Consider the following 19,263-nt stretch of genomic DNA (forward strand, 5'->3'; position numbering starts at 1 on the left):
CCGGGCCGGTTCGAGGCCGGGCCCGACTGCCATTAGCCTTGGGAGGCCTTACAGGCCCATCGCCGCGAGATCGTCGACAGTATCCTTGTTGATGGGGACGAGTTGATCGACGATGATGTTACGGTTTTCGAAGTCCGGCTTAACTGTCCCAAGCCCTTCGATCGTATCGCCATCCTTGATCTCTTTGCCCTTCATGAGATGGTCGGCCAGCGTGACGAAAACCTCGCCCGCCTGCTTCGGATTCCACATGAAGCCGCCGGAGATCGCGTCGCTTTTGATGAGCTTCCGGCCCTGGCCTGGCGAGAATGGTCCGAGCACGAAAATTTCGCCCACCTTCCGGCGCTCTTCGATTGCGCGGCCAGCGCCGATCGGGCCTTGGCTGCCGAAGGCGAGGAAGCCCTTCAGGCCGGGATTTGCGGAAATCAGATCAAGCGCAGTGCTGCGGCTCTTGTCTACATCCTCGGCGACGCCATAACGTTCGCCGACGAGTTTCATGTCGGGATTATTCTTCTTCAGATACTCGATTGCCGCATCGGCCCAGGCATTGTGCAGCGGCACCGTCAACGAGCCGACGAACACTGCATACTCACCCTTGCCGCCCATCTTCTCCGCCAGGAGCTTGGCGTGAGCCTCGCCGAAGCCGGTGGCGGACGCGAGTTCGAAATCCCAGTCGGCGCCCTTCTGGCCAGGCGATTCATGTGTGATGACGATGATGCCGGCGTCCTTGGCCTTCTGCAGGACCGGTTCAAGCACTTTCGCATCATTCGGCACGACGCCGATGACCTTGACGCCCTGCGCGATCAGATCCTCGATGGCGCGAACTTGCAGTGCTGGATCAGCGCTGGTCGGGCCGACCATGAATGCGTCGATCCCGAGCTTCTCGCCGCGCTCCTTGATACCCGCCTCCATTGCGTTGAACCACGGAATGCCGCCGATCTTGACGACGACGCCGACCTTGCCGGCCTGCTGTGCCATCGCAGCGAATGATCCGCCAATCATAAGGGTCACGGCAAGCGCCGCGATCAAGAGCTTTTTCATCTGTACTCCTCCCATAACGTTCCTAGTGGGAACACACTCGAGCCGTCGAACGACGGCGGCCGTTAGAAACCTCCCCGAAAGAGACGGGGCACTTCCCCATCGATCATCCACCGGTTTTCGCTTGCACAATCGATGGTGCAGAAACTATTGTGCATCGAGAAGCTCTCGTCAAGCGGGATATTGCTCTAAATAGACGCGCCGGAGGCGCCAGATGGATCAGCGGGTCAAGAAGAAGGCGACGATCTATGACCTGTCCGTGCTGTCGGGCAGTTCGCCGTCGACCGTGAGTGCCGTGCTGAACGGCACTTGGCGCAAGCGCCGCATCAAGGAAAGTACGGCGCAAACAATTCTCGGCCTCGCCGAACTCCACCAATACACCACCAATCTGCAAGCGCGAGGCTTGCGACGCTCGCGATCGGGCCTGGTCGGCCTGATGCTGCCCGTCCACGACAATCGCTACTTCTCCTCCATGGCGCAGACGTTTGAGGGGCATGTGCGCAGCCGCGGCCAATGCCCGGTCGTGGTTAGCGCCAGCCGCGACCCCGAAGAGGAACGGCGGACCGCGGAGACGCTGATCTCCTATTCAATCGACCAGCTCTTCATCGTCGGCGCCACCGATCCCGATGGCGTGCACGAGGTCTGCGAACTGGCGGGGCTGAGGCATATCAACATCGACCTGCCGGGAGCGAAGGCGCATTCGGTGATCAGCGACAATTATCACGGCGCGCGGATGCTGACGGAAGCAATCATCCGCCACTTCGGCAACGACGATCCTCTGCGGCCGGACGAGCTGTTTCTGTTTGGCGGCCGCAACGACCACGCCAGCCGCGAACGCATCGCCGCTTTCCATGCGACCAAGAAGGCGCTGCTGGGCGCCGACCCTGACGATGGTGTGCAGTCCTCCGGCTATTCGCCTGATATAACTTTGCGTGCCTTCGAGGCGTTTTACCAATGCCGTGGCAAGCTGCCGCGCGCGTTGTTCATCAATTCGTCGATCAATATGGAAGGTCTGCTGCGTTTCATGGCCGGCCGGCCGGCGGAAATGTTCAGCGAACTCGTCGTCGGTTGCTACGACTATGACCCCTTCGGCTCCTTCCTGCCCTTCCCCGTAATCATGGTGCGGCAGAATGTTGAGGCGATGATCACGAAGGCATTCGAGCTGATCGATGAACCGCCGACGGCACCGCAGACCTTCCTGATCGCGCCAGAGTTGATCCAGCCCAGGTCTGCATTGAAAGGGCCGCTGGACACGCTGAAGGATATAGCCTGAGGGTGACCCGGCGCTATAGGGCGAAACCGCCTTGAGATTTTCAGTGGTTCATCGTGCCGACTCTCACGGGAGAGTCGCCGTCCTCAGCACGAGCCAACTGGGTGGGTGCGTAGGCGCCTGTAAAAAGGTCTACAGCACCGAGCGTTAGAAGCGATAACGGATTCCAAGGGCGTTCGCATTGGAACCCTCTGTCATATCTCCAAACGTACCATCGGCGCCGGATCTATGGTGGAGTTGGTAGACGAGTTCGACGTTGGGAGCCTGCCTCACTCTGAACGAAAGCTCCGCACCAACGAAGCCGAGGAATGATGCATCGCCATCGTGGACGATTTCGCGTTCGCGCTCGATCTCGGTAGGGCCGGTAACGGCACTGAATCCAGCAGTCAGTGCGGGCGCAATCGCCAAATCACCAATGACCAGGCCGTGGTGGCGCAGTCGCGCTCCGGCCCAAAGTTCGCCAGTCGTATCATCGTCCTCGCCAAATCTTATGGCCGCGCCGGCGACGCCACCAAGAACGAAGCCAGCGCCGATATCGACGAAATCGCGACCGTATGCAGCTCCGATTATATAGTTGTCCGTGTAGTCGGCACCCAAAACATTGATCGCGTCCCCGAAGGCCCCGTGCGCAAAGACGCCACCAAAGACATAAACATCATTCTTGGTCGGCAAACCGTCTGCGAAAGGGTCCTGGGTCGCAAAATAGATAAAGGGAGAATTGTCATCGGCGAGTCCAGAACTGACTGAAATGCCCAAGATCACCGCAGCCAGGGCCACTTGCAGTCCACGCATAGACAAGCTCCGAATCAATCCATTTCCATGGTTGGCAATTGCAATGGGGAAAAACAAGGTACGAATTGTTTTATCGCCAAAATACTGGATGCGGGTGGCTCGAACCATTCTTCAGGCTTTGCCGGGCGCGCGCAGGTGACCTTCGCCACAGGCCGTAACGGCGCAGTCTTCGGCCGCAGGCCTAACAGTAATGGCATCTGCCGTTGCTGCGTTCGACTGCCCCGATCATCTGCTGAAGTTCCAAAGAAACCACGATTGAAGAGCGTAGATCTCGGAACTTTTTCGCGCCGGCGCGGGTTGTCGATGGAGATGCATCGAACGCATGGGACGCCGGTGAAATGGCCATTCTTTCGGGAAAACCGGGAAGCTGTTGGGTGGCGGCAGTCACCGCTACGAACTGTCCCCCGCTCGAGGGCTCGATCGATGCCGATGCCGTTGTCGTGGGCGCCGGGATTGTCGGGCTCACGACGGCGCTTCGCCTTTGCGAGGCCGGTCGGTCGGTGATCGTCATCGAAGGCCTGCGGACAGGCGGCCAGGTGACCGGCCGCTCGACGGCCAAGATCACGACGCAGCACGCGCTGATCTATCGCCATCTCATCGACACGTTCAGGCGGGACCTGGCGCAGACCTATGCCGATGCGAATTCCGCTGGCGCCATCCAGATCCGGGAATGGGTTCGCGACCACGCCATCGCCTGCGATCTCGAGGCCAAGGACGCCTATACCTACACCTGCGATGCAAGCCGGCGCGCGGAGATCGTGGCCGAGGCGGAGGCCGCGCGCCAGGTTGGGCTGGACGCCGATGTTTTGGAGCGCGCGCCGCTGCCTTTCGAAACGGCCGCCGCTCTGCGTTTTTCCGACCAGGCGCAGTTCAATCCGGCGATGTATCTGGTTGGCCTGGCTCAAGCAGTGACGGCCCGTGGCGGACGGATTTTCGAAAACAGCCGCGCGATCTCGATCGGCGAGGCAAGCCGCTGGCGCGTCGTTACCGACAGCGGCACCGTTCACGCCGAGCATGTGGTCGTCGCCACCAACATGACGGTGAAGAGCCCCGTCGGCATGGCGAACCGGACCCAGCCGCGCTGCCACACTGCCATGGCGTTTCGGATCGATGACCCTCGTGCTGTCGACGGCATGTTCATCGGCATCGACGATCCGACGCATTCCATCCGCACCGGCCGCGACGCCGAAGGCCCGCTGCTGGTCGCGCTCGGCCCCAAGTTTGACACGGGCCAGGACGGCGACGTGGCGAAACGGTTTGTCGAGCTGGAACAATGGGTAAGAATGAGCCTTCCAGTTGGGGACGTTGCGTGGCGCTGGTGTAATGAGGACTATGATACGGCCGATAGGGTTCCGTATGCCGGCGAGCCCGATCCGGACAAAGCCTCCGGGTTTCATATTGCCACGGGTTTCAACGCCTGGGGCATCACCAATGGAACGGCCGCAGGCATGACGATCGCGGATTTGATCTGCGCGCGGCCGAGCCCATGGCAAAAGCTCTATGATCCGGCGCGGCTTTATCCCGAGGACTTTCACAGGAATGGCCGCAGCCAATCGATTGTCTCAAGCCTTGACGACATCGTGCCCGGCATGGGCGGTGTGATCGTCAGGGCTGACGAAAAGATCGCGGCGTGGAGAGACGCTGAAGGGGTGCTCCACCCGGTTTCGGCGACATGCACCCACAAGGGTTGCACGGTGACCTGGAACAATGCGGACAACACCTGGGATTGTCCTTGCCATGGCTCGATTTTCGCCGCCGACGGTTCGGTCATCCATGGCCCAGCTCGAAAGCCGCTTGCGCCGGCCGCGCTATAAGAGGCAGCGAATGGCGCGGCCCGGTGTTACCGTGCGTAGGTTCCGACCAGCTCAGTCTGCTCCAGCGCATGCTTCTGGGCTTCCTTCCAGACGAGCTGCACGCCCGCCTGTCCCGGCACACTGAGGCTCGGCACGTCGAGCGCGGCCAGCCGGAAATGATAATGATGGACGCCATGTCCCACCGGCGGCTGCGGGCCGTCGTAATAGGCATTGCCGAAATCGTTGGTGCCTTGCCTGAGTGCCGACGGGCCTGGCTTGCCATCCTGCGCCTCGGTGAGTTCGCTCGCATCGGGCGGGATATTGAACACCGCCCAGTGCCCGAAAATCCCGCTCGGCGCGTCGGGATCCTGCACGACAAGAACAAGGCTCTTGGTACCGTTCGGAACCCCGGACCATTTTAGCGGTGGTGAGACGTTCTCGCCGTCGCGGGTATACCTTTCAGGGATTTTCCCGGCCGACGGGAACGCCGGGCTGATAAGGGTGAGTGGCATTTCCATCTCCCCAAGAACAAGCGCTACAGCCAGCTATATCTGGCGCTATTTCACGCCGCTTGCTGAGCTTCCGCGACGCGCCTGATTTCTGCTGGCAAGGATTCCCAAACCTTGATCATCTGCCCCTCTCCCACATGGTGAGCGAGAATCTGGGATACGACCCTGAATGCATCCTTGGAATCGACCGGTCGGGTGAATTCCAGCTCCGCCTTGATTTTGGCCAGGAACTCGTCGAGCGACCGCAACTTCTCGGGAGTCTTGGAGGGCTGATATTGGTCGTAGTAGGCGCCGCGCACGAGGATCGGCAGCTGCGAGCCCAGGTGGGCGGCAAGATCCGGCTGCATGCGGTCTCGCAGGGCGTGGAGCACCGCTCCAAGCACATGCCATGCGACCTGCCGATCCGGTCCAATCTCGGTCATGATCTCGTCGAGCCAGATGTTTGTTGTCTGCAGCGTCTTGTCGAATACTTCGAGTCCGGTGGCGCTCATCGAAGCCTCCTTTCAACAGGTTGAATGACTCATTGGACGAAACGGCCTTGGTCGGCTGTTGTTCCCGTCCCTAAAGGCCGCCTCTCGCGAAGGCGGGTGATCTATTCGGCCAAGTTTACGTTCGCCAAACTTAACGCGTTCCCGTCAAGAGTTGGCCCGTCAAGATTTGGCCCGTCAAGATTTGGCCGTGGCCACGGCAACGAAAAGAGATTGCCCTTGCCTGCTGATGCGGAACAACATCGGCTTGTTCAGCTGGCGGGATTTCGCCCACTCCTCTTGGATGTCCGACGGCTGTGTCACATCCCGGTTGTTGGCCGAGACGATCACATCGCCGGGCTGAACGCCGTTTTCGGCGCGAGGCTGTTTGGAGCCACTTCCTGGACGAACACGCCTGTAGTATCCGGCTGGAGTCCGAGCTGCTGGCGTGCCTCATCCGGGATTGGGCTGAGCGACAATCCAAGACGCGTGTCGGCCGTTTCCGACTTCGGAACGGCGCTGGTCTGTTGCTCCTCATCGTTGCGTCGTCCGATGGTCAGAGCTATTTCCTGTTGGCTGCCTCCGCGGTTCCGTGTCAGCGTCGTTTTGTTCCCGGCTTTTGGCTCGCAGCCGCGAGCGTCAGATCATGGACGCTCTGGATGTCCTTGCCGTTAAAGCGTGTAATCACGTCTCCCGCCTGTATGCCTGCCTGCTCTGCCGGACTGCCGGGTTCGACCGAGGCGACCAGCGCTCCCTTGCTGCCGGATATTCCAAGCGCCTCGGCAATCGACGGGGTGACCTCCTGGAGACGCACCCCGATGAAACCGCGCTCGATCCGGCCAGTGCGGATCAACTGGTCGACGACGTTCCGGGCGGTGCGGGATGGTACCGCAAAGCCAATCCCTATGCTGCCACCTGTGGGAGATACGATGGCCGTATTGACCCCGATCACTTCGCCGCGCGCATTGAACAGCGGGCCGCCGGAATTGCCGCGATTGATTGAGGCGTCGGTCTGAAACGGGCCGAAAGCACGCCGACGGTAACGGTGCCACCGAGCCCGAACGGACTGCCGATAGCGATCGTCCATGCGCCGGGTTGTACTGCATCGGAGTCACCCCAGGCGGTCGTTGTCATATTGGACCGCGGGTCGATCTTCAGCACCGCGAGGTCGGTTGCCGGATCGCGGCCGACGAGCTGCGCAGGCAACGTCTCCTTGTCAGAGAATACGACATGAATTTCGCTTGCATCGGCAACGACATGGTTGTTGGTGACGATGTACCCCTCGGGGCTGATCACAAAGCCGGAACCAAGGGCCTCTCGCACCTGCGGTTGCGCCGGTCCGAGGCCGGGACTGCCGAAAGGACTAAGAAAGTCGCCCAGCGTCGCCTGGTCCTGGATGATCTGTTTGGTCGTTATTGCGACCACGGCTGGAATTTTCTCGCGCACGATCGCCGTGAAGTCGTTTGGGATTTCCTGAGCTGCGAGCGGAGCAAAGCCGCCGGCCGAGAGCATCAGAGTTCCGGCGATCAGGCCGGCGCAAAGTCTTTTGTTCAATACCGGTAACATGGCCTGCGACGCCTCCAGCGTTCAGTGATCAAGCATGCGGCCGCTCCGGCATGAGCCAGCGGTTCACCAGCGGATTACGACAACCCTGTCGTTCCCGTTGGCGAGTTCGACAGCTTCGGTGCCGTCCGGTTTCCGGCTTTCGATCCGGGCACCTTCTACCGTTTCTATGCCGGCAATGTTGGCCGCAAAGGCCTCGTCAATCTCGGCGGCACAGACGAGGGTATCCGGGGGCAGATCCTTCACTTGGTCCATCAACTCGCGAAGCTTCATGGCGAACCTCCTTGGCACAGGGCCCGGATTCTTTCAGCCGCACATTTCCAACCATGTGCCTCCAGAAAAGTTCCCAGACGCGATTGCGGGCATGTCACAGGGACGAGATTCCGCCAACGATGCATCGGTGGTGGCATGGATCAGGGGCGCGGGCCGTGTTCACATGAATCGAGCTTCCTGCCCCCCCGACAAGGGACCCGGCCATGAGCCTTCGTCCGGCCGCCCTGAATGCAAGGCGTCGGCTCGATCAACACTGCGGCGCCGGCGATGCCACCAGCCTTTTGCCGGCCAGCCGCTAACGAGAACGATCAAGACTTGTCGTCACCGTTCTGGGCTGGCCTCAATGCACAAACCTTGCCCTCAGCCAGGCCAGAAGTCTGTTCCCGGTAATCGTCCGGCGGACTCTGGCGGCAGCCCATCGCGCTTGCATCGTAGCACCAACGTGACAGTGACAGACGATGTTGTGCAACTGCCAGTCACTTAGCTCGAAGAAGCGCTTTGCCTCACCGTAGGTATCATCTTTCAGACCCATGGCGCGCAGCACCGGATCCTCATAGGCAACGGTGATCGGCGACCCCGCGCCACGCGCTACGTCACGAGCTTCAGGACTGAGATATTCGGTGCCTGAAAGGGCTCCGAGGCAACGCCGTGGATTTTGTTCGAGAAGCTCTGCCCAACGCTCGATCCGCTGCGCCCGAGTCATGGTCGGGTATGTCGCCGAGGGCTCAACTTTCGCAACTGTCTGCAGTTGGTCGAGTGTTTGGTGTTTCATGGTCGGCTCCTTTCAACAGGTGGAAGTGCCCACGCCCTAACAGAAGATTATTGCGCTGCGACGCGCCGACAAGGCCGGAATTGACAATGTCAGGAGTTTGCCCCTCGCCCGGTTCGGATCAGGAACCTTCCCGGGGGCCTGCTTGTTTTGGCTAGTGAAAGGAGACGGTCATGAGCACAAAACCACCACCCGTTCCGGCAGAGAACCAGAGCCCAAAGGGTCCGGGCGATAACAAGTCGGTTCCTGTCGACCAAACGCAGCACAGCCATTCCGCCCCAAATCCCGACAAACAGGGCCAGCAGGGCAACACGAAGGTCAATACGACCCATCAAGGCCACCAGCAGGACCGTTAGGTGATTTCATGTCCACGTCGAAGAAGACCCGCGCCAGTATTCGCCATGGCGGTCCTGGCGCATCGCACGAAAACGCCAAGGAGCCGCTGGTGATAGAAAAGCCGCCAGCCGATTCCGATCTGCGCAGCCGCAGCAAGATCTCAGGCGGCGGAGGCGAACGCGACAGCCACCATACTCATGACCCCGAAAAGAAGGGCGGTGGCACCCGGCCGGCAAACAAAGGAAGGTGAATTGTATTCACGTCCCCTGCGAAGCGTGCGGCGTGGAGGTGCCAAGCATCATCCGGCCGTCGACTGTGAGCACCGCCAGTGGCTGTGGCCTTCTTTGGCCTACCGCCGCAACTTCCGACTGCGTCAGGCATTTTTGCTGTGATCGCCGTTCCTCCAGGCGGTCCGAGGCTGAGAAAGCCTGTCGCCCGCGGGCTCCCGGCTGGCGGGCTGTCTCGTCAGCCTACCGGCTTTTCCCGCTAGACGAGCGACAGCGATGCTACTTCCGGTGGAACAGGAAGCCCCCTCTGGGAGTTCATACCGTCATCAACAGGCGCATGGACGTGCCCTTGTACGGCGCGGCAGCGCACGAATGGGAGAACCACCATGAGCCTCGGAACCATACTCATCATCATTTTGATCCTTATCTTGCTTGGCGGGTTCAGCGGTTTGGGTGGTGGACCGTTCTACGGCACCGGCTATTATGGTGGCGGTGGCCTCGGTCTCGTGTTGCTGATCGTTATTATCCTGGTCCTTCTCGGGCGCATTTAGTACACGATTAGGCGGACAATTTGGCGATGATCCTGTGTCGGCCTGATGCCTTGCCCAACTGCGGGCAAAGGGGGCCGCACGTGATTGTCCGGACGGAACCGAAACCGCTCAAGGGCATTATAGCCGCTCAGAAATCCACGGGAATGGCGCCATAAGTGAACTTCGTTGAACAAGCCGATGTCGGCCTCGGAGTTCCGGGCATTCCCACTGCCGATCTGATGCAGGCACTGCCGGTCGCCATCTACACCGTCGACGGGCAGGGACACATCACCTTCTTCAACGAAGCCGCAGCTGAGCTCTGGGGCCATCGTCCTGTTATCGGTCGGGACCTATGGTGCGGCTCGTGGAAGCTTCGTCATCTGGACGGTCGGGATATGGCGCATGGCGAGTGTCCGATGGCCGTGGCGCTGCGCGAAGGGCGGGATGTCTCCTGGGACCAGGCGATTGCGGAGCGGCCGGATGGCGAACTGGTCCCATTCAGGGCTCACCCACGCCTGCTTCGCGACGAAGCGGGCAATGTAGTCGGTGCCATCAACACGCTGCTCGACCTGCGCACGCAGACGCTGGGCGATGAAGCCCGCATGCGTCTTGCCGCCATTGTCGAGTCGTCGATGGACGCCATCGTCTCGAAGGACATGAATGGCATCATCACCAGCTGGAACGATGCTGCAGAACGCCTGTTCGGCTACACGCCTGCCGAGGCGATCGGCCGGCCGGTGACGATGCTCATTCCGCCTGACCGTCTCGACGAGGAAGTCTCGATCATCAGCCGCATCCGCGCCGGCGAACGCGTCCCCTCCTATGAGACGATGCGCCTGCGCAAGGACGGCACGCTCGTTTCGGTCTCGCTCACCGTCTCACCGATCCGCGACGGGATCGGGCGGGTCGTCGGCGCCTCCAAGATCGCGCGCGACATCAGTTCCCACAAGGAGAACGAACGGCGCATCCGACTGCTCATGCGCGAGGTCAACCATCGGGTGAAGAACCAGTATTCGGTCATCATCTCGATGATCCGCGAGACAAGCAAGCTGACGAGCACACCTGAGGCTTTCCTCGGGCAAGTTCGAGAGCGCATCATGGCGCTTTCGGAATCCCATGATCTCCTGGTCAATGCCGAATGGCGCGGCGCGACGGTCGGCGAGCTCATCCAGGCACAGCTCAAGGCCTTCGCAGCGCAGTCCCGCGTGTCGATGGCCGGACCACTGGTGGTACTGCAGCCGAACGCCGTCCAGTATCTCGGCATAGCCTTTCACGAACTCGCCACCAATTCGGCAAAACATGGAGCGCTGTCGTGCAACGGCGGACGCGTCGAGATCGATTGGCACGTGGTCCCTGCGGGCGACGGCGCTGAGACCTTTCGACTGGTCTGGCGTGAGTTGGACGGGCCAATCCTGGACGCTGTCAGGGCGCGCGGTTTCGGACTGGTCGTGCTCGAGCGAGTGGCGCCGCAGGCTCTCAGCGGCAGCGGGCGGCTGGAGTTCCACGCCCGAGGCATCACCTGGACGCTCGAGGCGCCGCTGCATTTCGTCCAGACATCACTGGCCGAAATCGCGGCCGATTGAAGGAATTTCGCCGCGCTCGTGAAGCTGAGCCCTTCCCCGCGACCGACTGTGTTCGGCCAGACCTATTGCGTTTGGTCCGGCGGGCGAAAATAAGGCGAAACAGCCCTGTCCTCCAGAACATCGACGTCGCCTCTTCCAGGCAGGGCATCGCAGCCAAGCGAGTGCCGATCGACGTTACCTGGTTCAAACACGGTCAGGCTGTCGAATTCCATGGCCGCCCCGTAGAACTGGGCGGCTTGCAACACCAGGCATTCGACGTCTTCAAGCGCAACGTTTTCTGCGAGGTTTCGCAGCCGCACAGCCTCGGCCACCGCAGTGACATTGAGTATCCCCTTATCCCGGGCGGCTGCCCAAACTTGCAGGTTAACGTCGTGACACAAATGGGCCGAATAACCGTCTCTCATGGAAAACCCTTCCTTTCAGGAGCGGTTTGTCCCTCAAGATCAGCATGTGCCATAGCAGCTCGAATGACAAGCGTAATCCATCAAACAACACACGAAATCAACAAGTTAGCATACCGCTCAGGCTACACGATCGACGCTTGACAGTAACTGTGAGCCTTTCACGCCGATGGCCAATGAGCCGGTCTTGACGGCTGACGAGGCTTTTCCTACTTCTTAGACAAATACTAACTTTGAGCGGCTGGAGGGCAGAAATGGCCGAGCTGGAAAGACCCGAACGACTGCAGATCATGCTAACCTCGGAGGAATTGGCTGCTTTGGAAAACTGGCGCTTCGAAAGGCGCATGCCAAGCCGGTCTGCGGCCGTGAGGGAGTTGCTGCGGCGCGGTCTCCACGCGGACGGATTTTTGACAGCCGCACAAGGTGCCAAGTCGCAGGATTTTGGAATTCTGCCCAGTTCCGGCATTGTCGATGGAGCGTCCCGCGACCAGGGCGGCAGCAAGCTGTAAGGCTGCCCTCGCGGCGCTGGAGATGTTTCGGCGCCGGAGCCTTGCCCATTCTGTGGGACTTCAGGCAATCGTCGCGCGTTCGGTGAGGCATGTTGTGGACCGGAACAAGGCCGGTTGCAGCATCACACAGGCCAGCAAGGATCGAGGCAGTGAGCTTCCTTTACCGCGCGGCAAAAATCGCCGAACAAACTCATGCGGGGCAGACGGACAAGACCGGACGGCCCTATATCGAGCATTGCCGCCGGGTCGTTGATGCCGTCGAAACGCTCGACCAGAAGGCCGTTGCCTACCTCCATGAGGTTGTTGAGAAAAGCGACGATTGGGATCGCGAGCGGCTCGAGGCGGCAGGTTTCGGAACCTCCATCGTATCGGCAGTCGATGCGATGACACGCAGGCCGCACGAGGACGACCTCGCTTTCGTGCGCAGAGCAGCAGCCAACCCATTGGCGCTGCCGGTCAAGCGCGCCGATCTTGCCGACAATTTATGGCAAGCACAGCAGATTGGCGCGTCGACATCGAAATATGAAGACGGACTGCGGATCCTCGACGAAGAATTCTCCTGATGACGAGAGGATTGTCGCCTGTGGCGTGATCGGCCGATGTGCGACCTTCATGCGAGGCTCTATTCGGGGATGTGAGGCGTATGTCGCTTGTCCTCGGCAGGATCGGCATCGATCCGCGCCTTGCTGGGATCGAAGGCGCCATGGCGGGCGATGGCCAATGCCGGCGTGTCGGGCGTCTCGTAGGCCCACATGAAGTCGTCGGCCGCTCCGCCGACCGCGTGGACCCGCCAGTAACTGGCCGTGCCCTTCAGCGGGGAGTGGGTTGTGGTGTTGGTCTTCTCCAGAAGGTCGAAATAGATATCCTCGAAGGGGATATAGAAGACCGGATCTTGCCCCTCTTCATGGAGCACTTTTGCCCGCTCTGTCGAGGCAATGATCGCGTCGGAGAACCTGACCGTCACGGTTCCATTGAACGGGGTAATCGTCAGCGCGCCGGGACGGCTGGTGGAATTTACGGCTAAGGGCTGCATTCGACTTCTCCGTTGGCTGCCGATCTCCTGGAACGTCGTATCGCCCGTCAGGGTTCCAACCGCGTGAGGCTCGTTGGAGCCGCGACATCGGGGGAGCCGGCGACAGATGAAAAACCTCCCGCGGGGCATTCAGATTCAAGGGAACGTTACCGCCGAAGAGTTCGTTTCCTAGATTGACACCGGAACCGGCGGCGGGGCTTCGCAAGTTAAGGGAGATTGCCATGAAGGTCGGCAACTGCATGACGAGGAATGTACAGGTCGCTAACCCCGAACAGTCGATCCGCGAAGTGGCTGAGATGATGGGCAGGCTTGACGCCGGAGGGATGCCCGTGGGCGACCACGACCGGCTGGTCGGGATGATCACCGATCGAGATATCGCGATCCGCGGCGTAGCATTGGGCAAGGGACCTGACACGAAGGTGCGTGATGTCATGAGCCCGGAGGTCAAATATTGCTTCGATGACGAAGACGTCGAGCATGTGCTTGAAAACATGGGCGACCTGCAGGTACGTCGGCTCCCGGTTCTGAACCGCGACAAGAGGCTCGTCGGCATCATCTCGCTTGGCGACCTCGCCACGAATGGCGAAGCGGCAGAAGCGGGAGAAGCTTTAAGCGACATCTCGAAGCCGGGCGGCGAGCATTCGCAGGCTGCTCACTGACTAATGCCGCGACATGTCGGCGCAAGGTCAACATCACTTGTTTCGCGGTGCGTCGGCTAACGCCGGCGCCCCGCCGGAGCCTTCTGCATTCGCGATGTTTTTCGGCAAAGGTTCAGGAGCATCCATGACAACGATCCGAAGCACCGTGTCCTTCATCGCCGAAAAAAGCGCGGCAGGGCGAAATCATCGTGCAGGCGCGGACGCGTCAGATCACGCGCCGAGACGTTCACCCGGATGTCGTGTCGTGATAAGCTGTTCTTGCGACGGGACCGCGCGACACCGAGGCGGGCATCTCGCGGCCGGGCAGCCCTTAGTCGCAGACGATGAGCTTGAGCACCTGATGTTCTCGAACGATTGCAAGCGTCCTGCCAAACCCTGTTGCCAAGGTGGGGCCTCTTGCGAAGGTCGGGCCTCTCGGAGTGGACGGATTTGGGTTGGTCGCTGAACCTCGGGACGATCGCCGGCACCACCGTGCGCGTTCACTTTACCTTCCTGCTTCTGCTCGTCTGGATCTGGCTGACGCACTATCAGATCGGCGGCACGCCAGCGGCCTGGCAAGGCGTTGCCTTCATCATTGCGGTTTTTGCCTGCGTGGTCCTGCATGAGTTCGGCCACATCGCCGCTGCGCGGTATTTCGGCATCAACACGCCGGACATTACGCTTTTCCCGATCGGCGGCGTCGCCAGGCTCGAACGCATGCCCGAAGAGCCGGGGCAGGAGTTCGTGATCGCGGTCGCGGGGCCGCTGGTCAATGTCGCGATCGCCGCGCTGATCTTCGTCCTGCTCGGCGGGTCGGCGGGCGTCGAACAGATGGCCGGGATCGAGGATCCGCGTATGAGTTTTCTCGCCAGGCTTGCCGGGGTCAATGTCTTCCTGGTCATCTTCAATATGATCCCAGCCTTCCCGATGGATGGCGGCCGTATCCTGCGCGCCGCACTCGCCGCCCGCCTGTCGTGGTCGCGCGCAACCCAGATCGCAGCCATGATCGGGCAAGGATTGGCCTTCGTCTTCGGTTTTGTTGGGCTGTTCTACAATCCGCTACTGATCTTCATCGGCATCTTCGTCTATCTCGCCGCGGCAGCGGAAGCGCAAAACGCACAGATCCGGGAGGTAGCCACAAGCGTCCTTGTCGCGGATGTGATGATCACCGAGTTCGCCCGGCTGGACCGGTTGGCGACGCTCGACCAGGCAATCGAGATGCTGCTCGCGACCACGCAGCACGAATTCCCTGTCATCGACTCCGCTGGCCATCTCGAAGGATTGGTGACACGCAACGACATGATCCGAACCTTGAAGGAAAAGGGACCCGCCGCACCGGTCGCGAGCGCAATGCGGCACGATATCCCGAAAATACATTACCGCAAAAGTCTCGAGGAAAGCCTGCGGCTGATGCAGCAGGCAGATGTGCCTGCTGTAGCCGTCGTCGACAGTTCCGACCGGCTGGTCGGGCTCATGACACACGAAACCATAGGCGAGATGCTCATGATCCGCTCAGCCGTGTCTGATGCCTTCCGTTTTGGTCGTTTGCGTGGGGCCAAGCCGCGATTCACACGGATCTGAGCACAAGGGTTCTTTTCACTGCCGGATCGGGTGAGTGCGCTCTAAATCGTAGCGGAGCGATAAGCAGAAATCGGCCGGAACGAAGGTCGTCCCGGCCCTTTTTTCTGTGTCTCAAGCGCCCCCGACATGAGGCAGAAGTTCAAGCGCACCGCGATAGATCATGTCGCCAGCGACGTAGAGGATGACCACCAGGCCGACATAGGCAATCCAACGGTGCTTCTGAAGCAGATTGGCAATGAGGTTTGCAGCGATGCCCATCAGGGCTACGGAGAGGACAAGGCCGAAGATCAGCACGTTCGGATGTTCGCGCGCAGCACCGGCTACCGCCAGAACATTGTCGAGTGACATGGAGACGTCGGCGATGATGATCTGCCAGGTTGCCTGGGCCAGGGTCTTGCGCGGAGCCTTGCCAGCTACGACGCCATCGTAGTCGACATCGCTTTCCGAAAGCGCTTCGATCGCCTGTGCTTCCTGCGCATGGTTTTGCCGGAGTTCGCGCCACATCTTCCAGCAGACCCACAACAGCAAAAGACCGCCGGCGAACAGCAGCCCGACGATCTGCAGGAGCTGGGTTGTCGCGGCCGCAAAGCCGATGCGCAGAACGGCCGCTGCGATTATGCCAACGACGATTGCGTTTCTGCGCTGCTCTTTGGGTAGTCCGGCCGCGGCAAGGCCGATAACGATGGCATTGTCGCCGGCCAGCACCAGGTCGATCATGATGACCTGCATGAGAGCGGTCATTGCTTCGGGACTGAAAAAATCTGTCATACGGCACCCTTGCGTTCAGCTAGGGGTGACGCGGCTTGCGAGTATAACCGTAGAGCAACGCGGATACTGCGTATGACAAGAGAAATGCCGCTACAGCTGAAGAAAACTCAAAGCCAGGCCACCCGGATTGGAATTCCAGTCCGACATCGCAGTCCTGATGGACTGCCAGAGGGGCCCGGCCTGGTAGCACCTAGCTATTGCCCCAAGCGCAAAAACTCAAGGCTTAATTGTGATCCGTATATGCGGCATCGAGCTCGGCAAGCTGGTTAAGCCAGGTCGATCGGCCACGCGACCATTGAACGGGCCGGCAGCCGCAAGTAAGGTTGATACAGTGGGCTTCGGTCAACTTTCTCCAACACCCGATCTGCGACCGTCGATGGCGATGAAGGGAATTCCGTCTTGGCTGCTCATCGGCGACCGATCGGCCAATATCTGTTCCCAATCGGCTCCTTGGGCCTGGCCGCACTCATTCATTTCGGCGCAGCGTCGATCGAGCATTCGCCGCTCTCGATCAAAATCCTGGCGTTGATCGTCGTCGCTATCTTCATCTTCGCGACAGTGTTTGTGGTTTTGCATCATGCAGAAGCCGTCGCACTGCGGCTCGGTGAACCATATGGCACGCTGCTGTTGACATTTTCGGTGACGGCCATCGAAGCATCGGTCATCGTTTCGATGATGCTGCACGGCGAGAACAATCCGACGCTGGCACGCGAATCTGTGTTTTCGACGGTCATGATCGTTTGCGCTGGCGTCGTCGGGGTCTGCCTCACCCTGGGTGGGCTGAAGCATCGATATCAGGACATCAAACGACAGGGCACCAACGCCTCGCTTGCCGTCATTATGGCGCTGACAGTTCTTACGCTGATCCTTCCAAACTACACGCTTGCAACAAGCCCCGGTACGTTCTCCGCCTCGCAGCTCGCTTTCGTGAGCGTTCTTTCAATCCTCCTCTATGGTGCCTTCGTCTTTGCCCAGATGGTGCGCCATCGGGGCGATTTTATCGAAGACCTGACGTCCAGCGCGGAACATGACAAGCATGTATCTGAGGGCGAGAAAGTGACCACCAATGTGCTCCTCTTATTTGTCGGACTGGCAGGGATCGTTCTTCTGACCGAGCAGGTGGCCGGCAGCATCGAGAATGGGCTCAAGTTTCTTCAAGTTACCCAGGCGGACGCCATCGTGGGCTTCTTCGTCGCTGCGCTTGTGCTTATGCCGGAGGCGCTATCGGCGGTTCGGGCAGCGCTCAATAACGAGCTTCAGCGAGGGCTGAATGTCGCCCTCGGCTCGGCCTGCGCCACAATCGGCCTGACAATCCCGGCGATCGGTGCGGCGAGCCTGCTCACCGGACGAAGCCTGACTCTTGGTCTGGGTCCGGGGGATACCGTGCTTCTCATCCTCGCGCTTGCCATCAGCATCGTGAGCTTTGGGACGGGCCGAACAACGATGCTGACGGGGCTCGTTCATCTCGTCGTATTTGTCGCCTATCTGTTCCTTATCTTCGTGCCGTAGGTGATCGACCCCCCGTCTTCGGCCATCGCTGCGTCCTGTCGATTTGCGGCGCACATGCCTAGCCTGCAACTACTGGACCTTCGAGCGCAAGCGATCCGTCACGAACTCCATCAACACCACGATGGCGAAGATCACGAGAATGATGGTCGAGGCATTCCTGTATTGGAAAAGATCGAACGCGACCTTCAGCTCCTGTCCGATGCCACCGGCTCCAACGAGGCCGAGAACAACGGACGAGCGCACTGCCTTTTCAAGCGCGAAGAGCGTGGTGTTTATCAGGGACGGCATGGCGTCAGGCAGTACTGCCCCGCACAGAACAGAGAATCGTCCGGCGCCGATTGCAAACAGCGCTTCCTGAGGTCTTTCGTCGGCATCCTCCATCGCCTCGGCGAAGAAGCGTCCGCAAAAGCCGATCGTATCGACGACGATGGTCATGGTGCCGGCAACCGCCCCGAGACCAACGGCTGACACGAAAAGTAGTGCCCAGACCAAATCTGGAACAGTCCTGAACAACGAGACCAGCATCCTGGGGATATGCCGGAACGGGCCGATCGGGGTTATGTCCTTGGCCGAGAGCCAGGCAAACGGCAAGCTGAGGACGACACCTATTGCTGTCCCCACGAGCGCTATCTGAAATGTTTCGACCATGCGCCAGAAAACCCTCAGGAGGAACCCTGGCTCGACATTTGGGGGTATCATGCGGCCGACGAGACGGACCATTCGGGGCACCCCGCCTGCCAGTTGTTCCGGCGAAGGTGCGACCTGCCCGGCGGAAACGATCACGAGAGCGGCCAAAGCGACGGCAAAGCTGAAAGTGACTGGCGAGATCGATGGAATCCGGCTCAGCGAAAGGCGGTCATGCATCGAAGACGTCTTTCAGATCAGCGCGGGTCACCTGCGCCGTCGGTCGGTCGAAGAAGACCTTGCCCGCCTTGAGCGCTATCAAGCGGTCGGAGTAGTCGAGAGCATGCTCCATGTCGTGCGTGGTGTAGACCAAAGTGATCGCCTGTTCCTGGGTCAGCTCGGAGAAGACGCGCATCACATCATGTCCAGCCGCCGGGTCGAGACTTGCCGCCGGTTCGTCTGCTATCAAAAGCTTCGGACGCCGGATCAACGCACGGGCAATCGCCACCCGCTGCGCCTGCCCTCCAGAAAGCGCGTCGGCGCGGGCGCCCGCCTTGCCGAGAAGCCGCACTTCGGCGAGGGCCTGCATTGCTTCCTCGCGCCAGTGTTGCTTTGCGATGGAATGGTGCCAGCCGCGCCAGCCGCCGGGCAGCCCGAGCTTGCCCTGCAAAACGTTTGTAAGAACCGATTGTCGGCTGACCAGTCCGTGGTGCTGGAAGACAAATCCGATCTGCCTGCGTATGCGCCGCAGCTGGGCGACGGACGGCGCCGAGCGGAAGCTCTCGCCGAGGGTGACGACCTCGCCACCGCTCGACGGTAGAAGACCAATGAGGCATTTGAGCAGGGTGGATTTTCCAGCACCGTTCGAGCCAATCAGGGCAACCCGTTCGCGCGATGCTATGGTGAGGCCGATACTGGAGAAAATGACCTTTCCGTTCGCATAGCTCTTCGCAAGATCGTGCGCCCGAATGATGGCTGTCATAGTGACCTCTTGGCCCAGACCGAACTGCGAAACAGGCCGGCGGTTAGCCGCCGGCGTTGTCGCTGAAAAGG

The 19,263-nt window shown here is 60.4% G+C and carries 23 protein-coding genes and 1 pseudogene; 11 read left to right on the forward strand and 13 right to left on the reverse strand.

Annotated features, from left to right (window positions below):
* Positions 1 to 48 precede the first annotated feature (48 nt).
* Positions 49 to 1,038 (reverse strand): autoinducer 2 ABC transporter substrate-binding protein, encoded by a 990-nt coding sequence (locus tag X738_RS59375; protein WP_023799541.1) that lies wholly within the window; start codon positions 1,036 to 1,038, stop codon positions 49 to 51.
* Positions 1,039 to 1,249: 211 nt separating this feature from the next.
* On the opposite strand from X738_RS59375, the gene X738_RS59380 reads away from it, so the two are divergent.
* Positions 1,250 to 2,308 carry a LacI family DNA-binding transcriptional regulator gene (locus X738_RS59380; protein ID WP_023799542.1) on the forward strand — a complete coding sequence of 353 codons (1,059 nt, stop codon included), beginning with the start codon at positions 1,250 to 1,252 and terminating at the stop codon, positions 2,306 to 2,308.
* 144 nt (positions 2,309 to 2,452) lie between these two features.
* Here X738_RS59380 and X738_RS0141715 read toward each other — a convergent pair whose 3' ends face one another.
* Positions 2,453 to 3,205, reverse strand: a complete 753-nt coding sequence (locus X738_RS0141715) for a hypothetical protein (RefSeq protein ID WP_156942597.1) — start codon at positions 3,203 to 3,205, stop codon at positions 2,453 to 2,455.
* Positions 3,206 to 3,435: 230 nt separating this feature from the next.
* Between X738_RS0141715 and X738_RS59385 the strand changes: the two genes are divergently transcribed.
* Positions 3,436 to 4,911 carry an FAD-dependent oxidoreductase gene (locus X738_RS59385; protein WP_023799544.1) on the forward strand — a complete coding sequence of 492 codons (1,476 nt, stop codon included), beginning with the start codon at positions 3,436 to 3,438 and terminating at the stop codon, positions 4,909 to 4,911.
* 26 nt (positions 4,912 to 4,937) lie between these two features.
* Here the strand turns inward: X738_RS59385 and X738_RS59390 are convergent, their stop codons facing one another.
* From X738_RS59390 to X738_RS59410, 6 genes and pseudogenes are all read right to left on the reverse strand, one after another.
* Positions 4,938 to 5,402, reverse strand: a complete 465-nt coding sequence (locus X738_RS59390; RefSeq protein WP_023799545.1) for a YbhB/YbcL family Raf kinase inhibitor-like protein — start codon at positions 5,400 to 5,402, stop codon at positions 4,938 to 4,940.
* Between the two features lie 50 nt (positions 5,403 to 5,452).
* Complete coding sequence (locus X738_RS59395) at positions 5,453 to 5,890, reverse strand: DUF2267 domain-containing protein (RefSeq protein ID WP_023799546.1); 438 nt, start codon at positions 5,888 to 5,890, stop codon at positions 5,453 to 5,455.
* A gap of 571 nt (positions 5,891 to 6,461) precedes the next feature.
* The gene (locus tag X738_RS87040) at positions 6,462 to 6,818 is read right to left on the reverse strand and encodes a S1C family serine protease (protein WP_023799548.1); all 357 of its coding nucleotides are present in this window, start codon (positions 6,816 to 6,818) and stop codon (positions 6,462 to 6,464) included.
* A pseudogene (locus tag X738_RS87045) lies at positions 6,792 to 7,432 on the reverse strand (trypsin-like peptidase domain-containing protein); the annotation flags it as partial. The pseudogene X738_RS87045 and the gene X738_RS87040, both read right to left, overlap by 27 nt.
* A gap of 63 nt (positions 7,433 to 7,495) precedes the next feature.
* Positions 7,496 to 7,702, reverse strand: coding sequence for a hypothetical protein (locus X738_RS59405; protein ID WP_023799550.1), 207 nt, complete (start codon positions 7,700 to 7,702; stop codon positions 7,496 to 7,498).
* Positions 7,703 to 8,042: 340 nt separating this feature from the next.
* On the reverse strand, positions 8,043 to 8,474 hold the full coding sequence (locus X738_RS59410; RefSeq protein WP_023799551.1) for a hypothetical protein: 432 nt from the start codon (positions 8,472 to 8,474) through the stop codon (positions 8,043 to 8,045).
* A gap of 170 nt (positions 8,475 to 8,644) precedes the next feature.
* Between X738_RS59410 and X738_RS82685 the strand changes: the two genes are divergently transcribed.
* From X738_RS82685 to X738_RS59420, 4 genes are all read left to right on the forward strand, one after another.
* Complete coding sequence (locus tag X738_RS82685; RefSeq protein ID WP_084646754.1) at positions 8,645 to 8,827, forward strand: hypothetical protein; 183 nt, start codon at positions 8,645 to 8,647, stop codon at positions 8,825 to 8,827.
* An 8-nt stretch (positions 8,828 to 8,835) separates the two neighbouring features.
* Positions 8,836 to 9,057, forward strand: coding sequence for a hypothetical protein (locus X738_RS59415; RefSeq protein WP_023799552.1), 222 nt, complete (start codon positions 8,836 to 8,838; stop codon positions 9,055 to 9,057).
* Positions 9,058 to 9,420: 363 nt separating this feature from the next.
* Positions 9,421 to 9,585 (forward strand): DUF3309 family protein, encoded by a 165-nt coding sequence (locus tag X738_RS81990; protein WP_023799553.1) that lies wholly within the window; start codon positions 9,421 to 9,423, stop codon positions 9,583 to 9,585.
* 155 nt (positions 9,586 to 9,740) lie between these two features.
* Positions 9,741 to 11,147: a PAS domain S-box protein gene (locus tag X738_RS59420; protein ID WP_023799554.1), complete on the forward strand. Its 1,407-nt coding sequence runs from the start codon at positions 9,741 to 9,743 to the stop codon at positions 11,145 to 11,147.
* 62 nt (positions 11,148 to 11,209) lie between these two features.
* Here X738_RS59420 and X738_RS59425 read toward each other — a convergent pair whose 3' ends face one another.
* A complete protein-coding gene (locus X738_RS59425) occupies positions 11,210 to 11,551 on the reverse strand; it encodes a hypothetical protein (RefSeq protein ID WP_023799555.1) in 342 nt (113 codons plus the stop codon).
* A gap of 251 nt (positions 11,552 to 11,802) precedes the next feature.
* On the opposite strand from X738_RS59425, the gene X738_RS59430 reads away from it, so the two are divergent.
* Positions 11,803 to 12,057: a hypothetical protein gene (locus tag X738_RS59430; RefSeq protein ID WP_023799556.1), complete on the forward strand. Its 255-nt coding sequence runs from the start codon at positions 11,803 to 11,805 to the stop codon at positions 12,055 to 12,057.
* A gap of 149 nt (positions 12,058 to 12,206) precedes the next feature.
* On the forward strand, positions 12,207 to 12,620 hold the full coding sequence (locus X738_RS59435; RefSeq protein WP_023799557.1) for an HD domain-containing protein: 414 nt from the start codon (positions 12,207 to 12,209) through the stop codon (positions 12,618 to 12,620).
* 59 nt (positions 12,621 to 12,679) lie between these two features.
* Here X738_RS59435 and X738_RS59440 read toward each other — a convergent pair whose 3' ends face one another.
* Positions 12,680 to 13,090: a DUF427 domain-containing protein gene (locus X738_RS59440; protein ID WP_023799558.1), complete on the reverse strand. Its 411-nt coding sequence runs from the start codon at positions 13,088 to 13,090 to the stop codon at positions 12,680 to 12,682.
* A gap of 221 nt (positions 13,091 to 13,311) precedes the next feature.
* On the opposite strand from X738_RS59440, the gene X738_RS59445 reads away from it, so the two are divergent.
* Both X738_RS59445 and X738_RS59450 read left to right on the forward strand, forming a co-directional pair.
* Positions 13,312 to 13,749, forward strand: coding sequence for a CBS domain-containing protein (locus X738_RS59445; protein ID WP_023799559.1), 438 nt, complete (start codon positions 13,312 to 13,314; stop codon positions 13,747 to 13,749).
* A 429-nt stretch (positions 13,750 to 14,178) separates the two neighbouring features.
* Entirely contained in the window at positions 14,179 to 15,309 is a 1,131-nt protein-coding gene (locus tag X738_RS59450; protein ID WP_023799560.1) for a site-2 protease family protein, read from the forward strand.
* Between the two features lie 111 nt (positions 15,310 to 15,420).
* Here X738_RS59450 and X738_RS59455 read toward each other — a convergent pair whose 3' ends face one another.
* The gene (locus tag X738_RS59455) at positions 15,421 to 16,077 is read right to left on the reverse strand and encodes a TerC family protein (RefSeq protein WP_023799561.1); all 657 of its coding nucleotides are present in this window, start codon (positions 16,075 to 16,077) and stop codon (positions 15,421 to 15,423) included.
* Positions 16,078 to 16,476: 399 nt separating this feature from the next.
* Here X738_RS59455 and X738_RS59460 point away from each other — a divergent pair, with 399 nt between their 5' ends.
* Positions 16,477 to 17,586: a calcium:proton antiporter gene (locus tag X738_RS59460; protein WP_023799562.1), complete on the forward strand. Its 1,110-nt coding sequence runs from the start codon at positions 16,477 to 16,479 to the stop codon at positions 17,584 to 17,586.
* A gap of 69 nt (positions 17,587 to 17,655) precedes the next feature.
* Here the strand turns inward: X738_RS59460 and phnE are convergent, their stop codons facing one another.
* Both phnE and X738_RS59470 read right to left on the reverse strand, forming a co-directional pair.
* Positions 17,656 to 18,450: a phosphonate ABC transporter, permease protein PhnE gene (gene phnE / locus X738_RS59465; protein ID WP_023799563.1), complete on the reverse strand. Its 795-nt coding sequence runs from the start codon at positions 18,448 to 18,450 to the stop codon at positions 17,656 to 17,658.
* On the reverse strand, positions 18,443 to 19,192 hold the full coding sequence (locus X738_RS59470) for a phosphonate ABC transporter ATP-binding protein (protein ID WP_023799564.1): 750 nt from the start codon (positions 19,190 to 19,192) through the stop codon (positions 18,443 to 18,445). Before X738_RS59470 ends, phnE begins: the two co-directional genes overlap by 8 nt.
* Positions 19,193 to 19,263: the final 71 nt, after the last annotated feature.

It is taken from the genome of Mesorhizobium sp. L48C026A00 (assembly GCF_000502375.1).
GTDB lineage: Bacteria > Pseudomonadota > Alphaproteobacteria > Rhizobiales > Rhizobiaceae > Mesorhizobium > Mesorhizobium muleiense.

Coding starts and splice junctions, on each gene's coding strand:
- X738_RS59375 (WP_023799541.1), bottom strand. CDS start 1,038: ATGAAAAAGCTCTTGATCGCGGCGCTTGCCGTGACCCTTATGATTGGC.
- X738_RS59380 (WP_023799542.1), top strand. CDS start 1,250: ATGGATCAGCGGGTCAAGAAGAAGGCGACGATCTATGACCTGTCCGTG.
- X738_RS0141715 (WP_156942597.1), bottom strand. CDS start 3,205: ATGGTTCGAGCCACCCGCATCCAGTATTTTGGCGATAAAACAATTCGT.
- X738_RS59385 (WP_023799544.1), top strand. CDS start 3,436: ATGGCCATTCTTTCGGGAAAACCGGGAAGCTGTTGGGTGGCGGCAGTC.
- X738_RS59390 (WP_023799545.1), bottom strand. CDS start 5,402: ATGCCACTCACCCTTATCAGCCCGGCGTTCCCGTCGGCCGGGAAAATC.
- X738_RS59395 (WP_023799546.1), bottom strand. CDS start 5,890: ATGAGCGCCACCGGACTCGAAGTATTCGACAAGACGCTGCAGACAACA.
- X738_RS59405 (WP_023799550.1), bottom strand. CDS start 7,702: ATGAAGCTTCGCGAGTTGATGGACCAAGTGAAGGATCTGCCCCCGGAT.
- X738_RS59410 (WP_023799551.1), bottom strand. CDS start 8,474: ATGAAACACCAAACACTCGACCAACTGCAGACAGTTGCGAAAGTTGAG.
- X738_RS82685 (WP_084646754.1), top strand. CDS start 8,645: ATGAGCACAAAACCACCACCCGTTCCGGCAGAGAACCAGAGCCCAAAG.
- X738_RS59415 (WP_023799552.1), top strand. CDS start 8,836: ATGTCCACGTCGAAGAAGACCCGCGCCAGTATTCGCCATGGCGGTCCT.
- X738_RS81990 (WP_023799553.1), top strand. CDS start 9,421: ATGAGCCTCGGAACCATACTCATCATCATTTTGATCCTTATCTTGCTT.
- X738_RS59425 (WP_023799555.1), bottom strand. CDS start 11,551: ATGAGAGACGGTTATTCGGCCCATTTGTGTCACGACGTTAACCTGCAA.
- X738_RS59430 (WP_023799556.1), top strand. CDS start 11,803: ATGGCCGAGCTGGAAAGACCCGAACGACTGCAGATCATGCTAACCTCG.
- X738_RS59440 (WP_023799558.1), bottom strand. CDS start 13,090: ATGCAGCCCTTAGCCGTAAATTCCACCAGCCGTCCCGGCGCGCTGACG.
- X738_RS59445 (WP_023799559.1), top strand. CDS start 13,312: ATGAAGGTCGGCAACTGCATGACGAGGAATGTACAGGTCGCTAACCCC.
- X738_RS59455 (WP_023799561.1), bottom strand. CDS start 16,077: ATGACAGATTTTTTCAGTCCCGAAGCAATGACCGCTCTCATGCAGGTC.
- phnE (WP_023799563.1), bottom strand. CDS start 18,450: ATGCATGACCGCCTTTCGCTGAGCCGGATTCCATCGATCTCGCCAGTC.
- X738_RS59470 (WP_023799564.1), bottom strand. CDS start 19,192: ATGACAGCCATCATTCGGGCGCACGATCTTGCGAAGAGCTATGCGAAC.